General features: G+C 52.8%; 10 protein-coding genes. 6 read left to right on the forward strand and 4 right to left on the reverse strand.

The window, feature by feature from the left end:
- Both radA and lacNas_RS01630 read right to left on the reverse strand, forming a co-directional pair.
- A partial coding sequence (gene radA / locus lacNas_RS01625) for a DNA repair protein RadA (RefSeq protein ID WP_201336245.1) occupies positions 1-961 on the reverse strand: 961 nt, incomplete at its 3' end.
- Positions 961-1,515: a dCTP deaminase/dUTPase family protein gene (locus tag lacNas_RS01630; protein ID WP_201331283.1), complete on the reverse strand. Its 555-nt coding sequence runs from the start codon at positions 1,513-1,515 to the stop codon at positions 961-963. The genes lacNas_RS01630 and radA, both read right to left, overlap by 1 nt.
- Before the next feature lie 106 nt (positions 1,516-1,621).
- Between lacNas_RS01630 and lacNas_RS01635 the strand changes: the two genes are divergently transcribed.
- The 4 genes from lacNas_RS01635 (at position 1,622) to lacNas_RS01650 (ending at position 5,036) form a co-directional block, all read left to right on the forward strand.
- Complete coding sequence (locus lacNas_RS01635; RefSeq protein WP_201331284.1) at positions 1,622-1,909, forward strand: hypothetical protein; 288 nt, start codon at positions 1,622-1,624, stop codon at positions 1,907-1,909.
- Between the two features lie 81 nt (positions 1,910-1,990).
- Positions 1,991-3,340: an aminopeptidase C gene (gene pepC / locus lacNas_RS01640; protein WP_201331285.1), complete on the forward strand. Its 1,350-nt coding sequence runs from the start codon at positions 1,991-1,993 to the stop codon at positions 3,338-3,340.
- 144 nt (positions 3,341-3,484) lie between these two features.
- Positions 3,485-4,777: an AAA family ATPase gene (locus lacNas_RS01645; RefSeq protein ID WP_201331286.1), complete on the forward strand. Its 1,293-nt coding sequence runs from the start codon at positions 3,485-3,487 to the stop codon at positions 4,775-4,777.
- A complete protein-coding gene (locus lacNas_RS01650; protein WP_201331287.1) occupies positions 4,758-5,036 on the forward strand; it encodes a Txe/YoeB family addiction module toxin in 279 nt (92 codons plus the stop codon). The genes lacNas_RS01645 and lacNas_RS01650 overlap by 20 nt, the downstream gene beginning before the upstream one ends.
- 86 nt (positions 5,037-5,122) lie before the next feature.
- Here lacNas_RS01650 and lacNas_RS01655 read toward each other — a convergent pair whose 3' ends face one another.
- Positions 5,123-6,976 (reverse strand): flavocytochrome c, encoded by a 1,854-nt coding sequence (locus lacNas_RS01655; protein ID WP_201331288.1) that lies wholly within the window; start codon positions 6,974-6,976, stop codon positions 5,123-5,125.
- A gap of 281 nt (positions 6,977-7,257) precedes the next feature.
- Between lacNas_RS01655 and lacNas_RS01660 the strand changes: the two genes are divergently transcribed.
- Together lacNas_RS01660 and lacNas_RS01665 are read left to right on the forward strand one after the other, a co-directional pair.
- The gene (locus lacNas_RS01660) at positions 7,258-8,868 is read left to right on the forward strand and encodes a peptide ABC transporter substrate-binding protein (protein WP_201331289.1); all 1,611 of its coding nucleotides are present in this window, start codon (positions 7,258-7,260) and stop codon (positions 8,866-8,868) included.
- Positions 8,869-8,879: 11 nt separating this feature from the next.
- A complete protein-coding gene (locus lacNas_RS01665; RefSeq protein WP_201331290.1) occupies positions 8,880-9,449 on the forward strand; it encodes a peptidylprolyl isomerase in 570 nt (189 codons plus the stop codon).
- A 70-nt stretch (positions 9,450-9,519) separates the two neighbouring features.
- Here the strand turns inward: lacNas_RS01665 and lacNas_RS01670 are convergent.
- The coding region (locus tag lacNas_RS01670) for an IS3 family transposase (RefSeq protein ID WP_191669675.1) at positions 9,520-9,634 on the reverse strand (115 nt) is incomplete at its 5' end.

Genomic DNA, 9,634 nt, shown 5'->3' on the forward strand with positions numbered 1-9,634 from the left:
AAGCCGTCGGCGTCACCAGGGCCTGGATTTCGCCCAGGATCGGCCGGGTTCCTTCCAAAGAAACGACCACGGCTGACCCGGTTGAGTCGGGCAGGCGCTCGTCCAAAAAGACGGCCGACGGGTTGGTGACTTCTGCCAAGCCCTCGTTCTTCATTTCAAACATGCCGATTTCGTTGGCCGCCCCGAACCGGTTCTTGACCGAGTGCAGGATCCGATAGGCATGGTGCTCGTCGCCTTCAAAATAAAGGACGGTGTCCACCATGTGCTCCAGGATCTTCGGGCCGGCAATGGACCCTTCCTTGGTCACGTGGCCGATGACGAAGACGGTGATCTGGTCGAGCTTGGCGATCTTCATCAGTTCGGCGGTAACTTCCCGGACCTGGGAAGCCGACCCGACCATGGAGTCCAGGCTGGGCTCGTTCATGGTCTGGATGGAGTCGATGACCACGAAGTCTGGCTTGACGTCGTCGATCTGGTCGCGGATGTGTTCCATGTTGCTCTCCGGGTAAAGGAGCATGGGACTCTGGCCCAGGCCCAGGCGGTCAGCCCGCAGCTTGATCTGGCTGGCCGACTCTTCCCCGGAAACATAGAGGACCTTGTATTTGTCCGCCAGGTCGCTCATGATCTGCAGCATCAAAGTGGACTTGCCGATCCCGGGGTCCCCGCCGATCAAAACCAAAGAGCCCGGCACGATCCCGCCGCCTAAGACCCGGTTGAGTTCCGAAGACTTGGTCATCACGCGCTCTTCTTTTTCCGCCTTGACGGAGGACATTTTGACGGCTTCTTTGGCGCCGACGCTGGCCATCAGGCGGCTGGGCGTGGCCTTGGTTGAAGTCTGGCGGACCTCCTGGCTTTCCTTTTCAAACTGGTTCCAAGCCCCGCAGTTGGGACAGCGGCCCAGGTAGGAGGCCGAGATGTAGCCGCAGGAGCGGCACTTGTACTGGGTTCTGCTTCTGGCCATTACTTGCCGCCCTTCTTGCCGGTCGACCCGAAGCCGCTGAGGCGCTGGCTTTCAACCGGCTGGTCGTCGTCGGTCTTGAGGTATTTGAGGAAGATCCCCTGGGCAATCCGCTCGCCTTTTTTGATCTTGAGCGGGCGGACCCCGTAGTTCAAAACCTGGACGAAAATTTCCCCTTCATTGTTGGGGTTGTTGTAGTAGTCGCTGTCGATGACGCCGATCCCGTTTGGCAGGGAAAGGTTCCGCTTGAAGGTGTTGGATGACCGGTTGGCCAGGATCAAGACCTCGTCTTCCGGCATGTAGGCCTTGATGCCGGTTGGGACCAGGATGGGCTTTAAGACCTGTTCAGCTTCCAAAAGGTCGCTTTCGATCAGGTCATGGCCGTTTCTGATCATGCGGAAGATTCTGACGAAATTCAGACTCCAGATGCTGGGAATAGTGACGTCGCGGGCCGCTTCAAGGTCGTAGCCGGCGCTGGCCAAAGTCTGCCGCCGCGGCAGGGTCAGGCCTTTTCCTTCATACTTCTTGACGACTTCAAAGCCTCTTACTCTGTTCATTAGTGTTCTGCTCCTTTAATTATCTAGACATCTATTCTACACTAATTAAGACGGCAAGGGAAAAAGCAACGTTCCCAAAATGTTTGCCGCTCTGAAAGGAAAAAACATGCCAAACGAAACGGAAAAAGTCATTGCTGTCACGGCTGACGGCCGCCTGCTTGCCAAAAGTCCCCTGCTTTTGATCGAACGCAAAAGCGGCCCGGTCTGGGTCATGAACCAGCTTTTTATCGCGCCAGCTGCCCCAGCAGACGTCATGGACCAGGTAATGGAAGAAGTCAAGCAGGTCTGCCAAGCGACCGGCTTAAAAGTTTGGCCTTTGGACCCAAAAGCCATTGCTTATTTCCAGAGTCACCAGGAATTTGCGAACATTTGGGCCGGACAGCCGGCAAATTAGGCTGATTTGATAGACGGAACTTTTTGAATAGGCTAAAATAGGGCTTAGACGTATTTTCAAAAACAAATAGGAGGCAATAGCATGTCAAAAGAAATCAGCTTCGACACGATCGAAGACTTCACCAGCAACCTGAGCAAGCACCCGGCTTACGGCGTAGCCGCCAACGCTGCTCAAACCAACGGGATCTTCAAGGCCAGCCAGAACACGCAAAGCAAGATCGACCTGGACCCAACCTTCTCCGTTGAAATCGACACTGGTTCAGTTACCAACCAAAAGCAGTCCGGCCGCTGCTGGATGTTCAGTGCCTTGAACACCATGCGCCACTCAATTCAAAAGGAATTCAAGCTGAAGGGCTTTGAACTGTCACAAAGCTACACCTTCTTCTGGGACAAGTTTGAAAAGTCCAACTTCTTCTTTGAAAACGTGATCGGCTCAGCCGACAAGCCGCTGGGTGACCGGAAGGTTTCCTTCCTCTTCGCCACTCCGCAATCAGACGGCGGGCAATGGGACATGCTCTGCGGCTTGATTGAAAAGTACGGGATCGTGCCGAAGAAGGTTTACCCGGAAACTGCCAACTCTGAAAACTCCCGCGCCCTTGACGACACTTTGAACACCATGCTCAGAAAGGGCGGCCTGGAACTGCGGGCCTTGGTAAACGAAGGCAAGAGCGAAGAAGAAGTTGAAGCCCACAAGGCAGAACTGCTGGACGCCATCTTCCGCATGCTGGCCACCTCTTTGGGCCTGCCGCCAAAGAGCTTCAACTTCGAATACACTGACGATGACGGCAACTACCACATCGACAAGGACATCACCCCGCAAGACTTCTTCAAGAAGTACATCGGCTGGGACCTGGAAAACTACATCTCAGTCATCAACGGGCCTACTGCTGACAAGCCTTACAACAAAGTCTTCTCAGTTGAATACCTGGGCAACGTGGTTGGCGGCCGGCAAGTCCGCCACTTGAACCTGGAACTGTCCGAATTCAAGAAGCTGATCGTCAACCAATTGAAGCAAGGCGAAGTCGTTTGGTTCGGTTCAGACGTTTCCAAGGGCGGCGACCGCGAAGCCGGCCTTTTGGACACCAAGATCTACCAAAGAGACCAACTGTTTGACTACGACTTCTCCATGTCCAAGGCTGACCGGCTGGACTCCGGCGAAAGCATGATGAACCACGCCATGGTCATCACCGCCGTTGACCTGGTCGACGACAAGCCAACCAAGTGGAAGATCGAAAACTCATGGGGCGACAAGCCTGGTTTCAAGGGCTACTTCGTCATGAGCGACGAATGGTTTGACCAATTCGTCTACCAGGCCGTTTTGAACAAGGCCTACCTGCCAGACGAAATCAAGCAGGCTTACGACGAAGGCAAGAAGAACCCAATCGAACTTTTGCCATGGGACCCAATGGGCGCTTTGGCTTTCGACTTCTAAAATTTGCCGCAAAGCAGATAAAAACAACCTCCGGGGGCAAGACCTGCTCCCGGGGGTTTTTTATACTGATCACTTGTTATTTTCTAAAATACATGTATACTGGTTTTTGGATAAAAAAACTGGAAAAGCAAGCGAGGTGACAAGATGTTAAAACAACCTTTGGCCGACTTGATGCGGCCGCAAACGCTGGAGCAGATGGCCGGGCAAAAGCAGCTGCTGGCCCCGGGCAAGCCCTTGCGGCAGATCATTGACCAGGCGATTCCGCTGAGCCTGATTCTGTGGGGCCCGCCGGGAAGCGGCAAGTCCACTTTGGCCGGCGTCATGGCCAAAAGCCTGGGCCTGCCTTTTGAGTCTTTCAACGCGTCGATTCAAAACAAGACCCAGCTGCAGGCTTTGATTAAAAAGCACCCAGAGGAGAGCTTCGTGCTTTTGCTGGACGAGATTCACCGCTTGACCAAGCCGCTTCAGGACTACCTCCTGCCCTATCTGGAAAACGGGCATATCCTTTTAGTCGGGGCAACGACGGAAAACCCGGTCATGAGCATCGTGCCGGCGATCCGGTCGCGCTGTCAGATTTTTGAATTCAGTCCCCTTTCAGCCGAAGACATTGAGCCGGTCTTAAAGCGGGCCGCGGCTGAATACCTGAAGTTTGACCTGGGAGACCAAGAAGCGCATGCCATTGCCAATTCGGCTAACGGGGACGCCCGGGTGGCCTTGAATATCCTGGACACCTTGAACGCCATGCATCCAGAAAAAGTCACCATGGAAGACGTGGCAGCTTTTGCCAAAAGCCAGCATTTTGCCTACGACAAGGACGCGACCCAGCACTACGACTACCTGTCTGCCTTCCAGGATTCAATTGAGGGATCAGACACTGACGCGGCCTTGTATTATCTGGCGGTGCTTTTGGAAAGCGGGGATTTGGACTCGGTTGCCAGAAGACTGAAGGACGCGGCCGTTTTGACGGTCGGCCTGGCGGCCCCGGAAACCGTCACCCAGGTGATCACCTTGGCCAACACGGCTCTGGAGATCGGCTTGCCCCGGGCGACATCGGCTCTGACCATGGCCACGATGCTGCTCTGCATCTGTCCGCGGTCGGATTCTGTTCGCTGGACTTATGCCAGAGCCAAGCTGGACGCGGAAAATCCAAATGCCCACCCGATGCCGGCTTATTTAAGAGACGACCATTACAAGGGAGCCGGCAAGCTACGGGGAGCGGGAATCAAACTCGATGCTTTCAGCCAGCCCCACCAGATCGCCAAGCAGGCCTATCTGCCGGTGGATCTGGTAGGCCACCACTACTTTTTCCCGCGCAGCACCGCCAATGAAGAAAGGCTCTACAAGCAGTACCAGGCCTTGTTTGAATACATCTACGGGCAAAAGTTTGCCGCCAGCGACCCGCTGAAGGAGGGAAAAAATGGACCTGATTTGGACTGACCGCGCCTGGGGCGAATACCTGACCTGGTATTCTAAGGGCGAAAACAAGATCGTCAAGCGCATCAACAAGCTGATTGAAGACATCAAGCGCCATCCTTATACGGGGATTGGCCGGCCGGAAGGGATGCAGAAGGACTCGCAGCACCGGTGGGCCCGCCGGGTTACGCATTCCGACCGCCTGGTCTACCGCATTGAAGATCACCGGTTGGTGATCTATTCCTGCATGACGCATTACGAAGGCTTTAAAAACGACAAATAAAATAGCAAAGAAAAAAGTACTGACCCGCTCACACAAGTGAGTGATCAGTACTCTTTTTCGTTAGATGTAAAAGTGAATTGGTGCTCTTAGTGAGAAGCCCCGCTGACAGTGTCAGCTGCAAGTTCACTCTTGGCGCTGTCTGCCGCGATCCGGCCGAAGGTAAAGACATCAGCCAAGGCGTTGCCGCCCAGACGGTTACCAGCGTGAACGCCACCAGCGTTTTCCCCGGCACAGTAAAGTCCGGCAATCTTTTCTCCAGCTTCGTTCAAAACATGGGCGCCAGCATCAATCTTCAGCCCGCCCATGGTGTGGTGCATGGCTGGCTGGCGCGGAGTAGCGTAGAATGGGCCATTTTCAACCCGGTGGTCAAAGACACTCTTGTGGAATTCCGGGTCATCCCCTTGATCAACATATTGGTTGTACTTCTTAATGCTTGCCAATAAGTGATCTGGATCAACCTTGATTTGCTTTGCCAGTTCTTCCAAAGTGTCAGCCTTGTATAATTGCCCATTGGCAATTTCTTGCTTAATCTTGTTTTCATCGGTGTTGTAGGCTGAATTCTTGATCGTTTCATCAGCAATCAGGTAGAAGAGACCGCCATTAGCAATCGCCGCCTTTGCCAAAGTGTCACGGCCGGCATATTCATTGACGAAACGGTCACCCTTTTGGTTGACCATGACAAAGTCAGCTGGCGGAACTTGCAGACCAGTGTTGTATTCGCCAGTCTTCGGGTCAGCAACCGGCATCATTTGGGTAAAGCCCATGCCGACCAAAGCCGCGCCAGCTTCCAAGCCCAGCTTGATTCCGTCACCGGTAATATACGGGGCATTCGTGGTCTTCATGTTGTCCGGAATATCATCCCAGTAAGTGTTGTACTTTTGCAGCATCTTGGTGTTGGCACTGTAGCCGCCAGCCGTCAAGATCACCGCCTTGGCGTGTACGGTCAGCTTGTCAGTCTTCACGCCAACTACCCGGCCGTCTTCAAGCAAGAGGTCAGTTACCTTGGCATCAGTAAATGTCTGTCCGCCATGTTCATCATAGTACTTCTTCAAAGCCTTGATGTAACCAAAGCCGTCGCTTTCTACCGGCTTGTGGGCCCGGCGCCACAAGGCCCCGACCGGCATGGTCACAGCTGACATGTTGAATTCAACACCGACTGAAGCCAGCCATTTGACTGATTCCAAAGCATGATCAGTCAAAGTCTTGGCCAGGGAGTAATCGCTGTAGATTTCATTGCCTTTTAAATCAACCCGTTTGCCGCCAAGATAAGTTTGCAAGCGGTGGAATAAAACAGAATCAAAGAGATAATCTTTTCCACTGTCCAGGTAAGCCTTGATCTGCTTTTGCATCTCCTTGAAATCTTCTCGGTATTCCGGAGCAATTTCTTCTTCCTTAACTTCCATCATTTGTTCCAGGGTGACGTTTTCCCCAGGCAAGGCTGGGAACTTGTTTTGCCATTCTGGATCAGCCGCGTTCAAAAAGCCGCCAGACCGCATCGTGTTGCCGCCCACAGTCGGCGCCTTTTCCAGTAAAGCTACCTTTAAGCCATTTTGTAAAGACCGAACAGCAGCGGTAAAGCCAGCACCGCCGGCGCCAACAACAGCAACGTCAACCGTTACTTCCCCGCTTTCAGTTTCAGCAGCTTGGTATTTCGGCCGTTTCTTAAATTCAGCCGCATCCCCGCCAGCCAATTCAATTGCCTGACCGACCCCGTCAATAATTCCGCGGCTGGTCAGTGAAGCACCGGAAACTGCGTCCACATTCAAAGTTTGTCCTTTCACAATTGCTTCAGGGATTCGCTTTACAGCTTCATCGGAAATCCCCGCAGTCTCTCCTTCTGCAACCGTGACATCTTGAATCCGGTCCTGGTCAACTGTCACCGTAACCTTAAACTTGCCATTATGGCCTTGCGCGTCAACTGTGTATTTACCTGCTTTCATGTTCTTTCTTCTTTCAGTTATGTACCTAACAATCTTTTCACCCGTGATCGTAACACTAGTATAAACTGCCTGCAATCGAAATTTGTGATTTTTTTCATTAGTTAAAAAGAAAAGCTATTTTTCAGACTTTTTAAAACCCTTTCAGAAATATTTCTGCAAAAAATTCATAACCATTTTCTAATTGACAATTCTGTCCGCAGCTGTTAAATTATGATTATAAAATTCTTAATGTTATTTTAATATATGTCTACCCGTAGAATGTGTGTAAATAGGAGAACAACATGGGGAAAAAGATTCCACTTGCCACAGCTTTAGCGGCTGGGCTTTTGCTCAGTGCCTGCGGCAAATCGTCAACCTCGTCAACGGCCAAAACGACCCTGAATCTGATGGAAAGCGACACGATCGCCACTTTTGACCAGTCAGCCAGCACCACGGTGCCAATCTGGGACGTCTTGAACCAAATGGACGACGGCCTCTTCCGCTCAGACAAGAACAACAATCCAGTTCCTGCCCTAGCCAAAAAGACGGTCAAGTCCAATGGCGGCAAGCGCTACACCTTCTACCTCAAGACCGCCAAATGGTCCAACGGCGATGACGTGACCGCCCAGGACTTCGTCACTGCCTGGAGAAGAGGGGTGGCCCCAACCGCCCTGTCCGGCTACAGCTACATCTACCAGGGCATCAAGAATGCTACTGCCATCCAAAATGGCAAAAAGAAGGCTGAAACTTTGGGCGTCAAAGCGGCCGGCAAGCACAAGCTGGTCGTTGACCTGGAATACCCAATCCCAACCTTCACCAAGAAACTGACCATGACCAGCTTCTTGCCGCAAGACACCAAACTGGTCAAGAAATACGGCAAAAAGTACGGCACCAGCATGAAGACCTTCGCCTCAAACGGCGCCTTCAAGCTTGGCAGCTGGAGGGCCGGTTCAAACACCTGGACTTTGGTCAAGAATCCTAACTACTACGCCAAATCTGAAGTCAAACTGACCAAGATCAAGTACCAAGTCGTCAAGGAAGCCAACACCGCCCACCAGCTCTTCCAACAGGGCAGCCTGGATGACGCCTTGATCAGTGGTACCACTGCCCAAGGCCTGCAAAACGACAAGCACTTAAAGCAGGTCGACCGCTCCGGCAACTACTTCATCCGCACCAACCAGGCCAAGGGCCGCGCTTTAAGCAACGACAAGCTCCGCCAAGCCCTCTACTTGGTCATCAACAGAAAGCAGCTGGCCGAAAAAGTCATGGCCAACGGCTCCAAGCCTTCCTACACCTACTCTTCACCAGGCGCTGCCAAGTACCCTGGCACCAATAAAGACTTCGCTACTGTAGCTAAGCCTAAAGAAACCTACAATGTTGCCAAGGCTAAGAAGCTCTGGAAAGAAGGCTTAAAGGAACTGGGCAAGTCCAGCGTCACCTTGACTTTAGTCGGCTACGACACTTCCACTGACAAGAACCAGGCTGAATTCCTCCAGTCACAGATTGAAAGCAAGCTCTCCGGCGTCAAAGTCGACGTCAAGTCCCTACCTTTCCTGTCTGCCTACAACCTGGCCGTCAAGGGCGACTTCGACCTGCAGCTGAGCTACTGGCTCAACGACTACGCCGACCCAATGAGCGAGCTGGAAACCCAGGAACTGGACAACTCCCACAACTTCGGCAAGTACACCAGCAAGAACTTCAACAAGCAGCTCAGCCTGGCCAAGTCCAAGAACGCTACTTCCCAAAAGGCTTACTTCAAGAACCTCTTGAACGCCCAAAAGCAGCTGAGCAAGGACAACCCGGTCATCCCGCTTTGCACCGAAGTTGAAGACCACTTGGTAAGCTCCAACCTCCGCGGCGTGCTCTGGAACACTACCGGCACGGCCGACTACACCCGGGCCTACTTCAAGTAAGGAGGTCAGCCATGGCTAAAGCAGTCTTTTGGATGCAAAACGGAGCCAAGATCGTCCTGGAACTTTTGCCAGACGCTGCTCCCAACACCTGCGCCAGCTTCGTCTGGGCCGTCAAGCACCACATCTATGACGGCCACGCAATCCAGCGAATCGTTCCCGGCAAGTGGGTCGACCTCAGCTATAATGCTTTTGGCAAAAAGGAGGCCAAATACCTCCTGCCAAACGAATTCGACCTGCATCCCGGCCTAACTCCCTTGCCCGTCACCGCGGCCACGGCCTGCATGGGCGGTTACGATGAACTGGGGCTGGCGGGCTGTGAAGTCTTCTTTCCCTTGACCGACCAGCCGCAGCTCACCGGGACCTACCCGGTCTTTGCCAAAGTCGTTGCCGGCTTTGACGAAATAGAGCGCCTGGGCCAGGTCAAAACCCGGCCGGTCACGGACTTCCCTTATGAAGGCGTCGAGGTCAACGAGCCGGTTGATCCACAGGTTATCAACAAGGTCACCCTGGAGCCAGCAGACTTTTCCCTGCCTGACCCCGTCCGCATGACCCACGGCCAGCTGCCCTTGACCTGGCAGTAGTTTTGCAAATAAAAAAGCTTTTCCCCTAAACAAGGAATGATGTGACCCCCAAAATTGGGACAAATTAGTATTACGCCGTTAAGGTTGTTAGAACATGATTCCGATATTCAATCGGGGTCATGTTTTTTCGTCCTGTTTTGATTCTTACGTTGTTGTAGTAATCGATATATTTGTGAATAGCTTGT

The sequence above is a fragment of the Lactobacillus nasalidis genome, assembly GCF_016587775.1.
GTDB classification, from domain to species: domain Bacteria; phylum Bacillota; class Bacilli; order Lactobacillales; family Lactobacillaceae; genus Lactobacillus; species Lactobacillus nasalidis.

Coding starts and splice junctions, on each gene's coding strand:
- lacNas_RS01630 (WP_201331283.1), bottom strand. CDS start 1,515: ATGAACAGAGTAAGAGGCTTTGAAGTCGTCAAGAAGTATGAAGGAAAA.
- lacNas_RS01635 (WP_201331284.1), top strand. CDS start 1,622: ATGCCAAACGAAACGGAAAAAGTCATTGCTGTCACGGCTGACGGCCGC.
- pepC (WP_201331285.1), top strand. CDS start 1,991: ATGTCAAAAGAAATCAGCTTCGACACGATCGAAGACTTCACCAGCAAC.
- lacNas_RS01645 (WP_201331286.1), top strand. CDS start 3,485: ATGTTAAAACAACCTTTGGCCGACTTGATGCGGCCGCAAACGCTGGAG.
- lacNas_RS01650 (WP_201331287.1), top strand. CDS start 4,758: ATGGACCTGATTTGGACTGACCGCGCCTGGGGCGAATACCTGACCTGG.
- lacNas_RS01655 (WP_201331288.1), bottom strand. CDS start 6,976: ATGAAAGCAGGTAAATACACAGTTGACGCGCAAGGCCATAATGGCAAG.
- lacNas_RS01660 (WP_201331289.1), top strand. CDS start 7,258: ATGGGGAAAAAGATTCCACTTGCCACAGCTTTAGCGGCTGGGCTTTTG.
- lacNas_RS01665 (WP_201331290.1), top strand. CDS start 8,880: ATGGCTAAAGCAGTCTTTTGGATGCAAAACGGAGCCAAGATCGTCCTG.